Annotated in this window: 2 pseudogenes; both read left to right on the top strand. The window is 58.5% G+C overall.

What is annotated here, in order from left to right:
* Window positions 1–110: 110 nt before the first annotated feature.
* Window positions 111–320: pseudogene (locus tag AWB78_RS45130) on the top strand (transposase); the annotation flags it as partial.
* Window positions 260–542, top strand: a pseudogene (locus tag AWB78_RS47465) (hypothetical protein); the annotation flags it as partial. The pseudogenes AWB78_RS45130 and AWB78_RS47465, both read left to right, overlap by 61 nt.

Genomic DNA, 542 nt, shown 5'->3' with positions numbered 1-542 from the left:
AGCCCTGTAACCAGCCTGCATCGTCTATCCTCCGGATCCATTGCATCTTAACAGTGCCGCTTCCCACCACCCAGCACCGCCGGGAAGTTATTTCTCACTCGTTCCTATGCGCCGCGATGGCCGACAAGTTTACTTGTGCGCAAACTCAGGCGGCCTATCGAAAGCGCAAATGGCTGTCCGAACCGCCGAATGCCTGGGTAAAGAGCGTTCTCGGATTTCGACAATTCAGCATGCGTGGACTGGCCAAGGCACAGGCCGAATGGAAACTCGTCTGCGCGGCGCTGAACCTACGCAGAATGTCGAAAATGACGCCTGCGTAAGTCCCGAAGGGGACAACATTGCCCTGATTTCGCCGCCGGGAAAGCCACTTTTGCGCGCAATGGCGGGCCAAACCGCAATCGGCGTTGACGCCCGCACGATGTGGCGTCAGTACCGGCAGCTCAAATTCTGTCTGCCGCGCGGATTCCTAGGTCTCGCGCCAACCCCGTATGCCAGCGGTACCAGCGAAGTTGAGCAGGGCATCAGCAAAATCGGCAACAGGC

The organism is Caballeronia calidae, from assembly GCF_900044055.2.
GTDB classification, from domain to species: domain Bacteria; phylum Pseudomonadota; class Gammaproteobacteria; order Burkholderiales; family Burkholderiaceae; genus Caballeronia; species Caballeronia calidae.
Note: the sequence above shows the minus strand (reverse complement) of the source record. Positions and strands in the feature narration are given on the sequence as shown.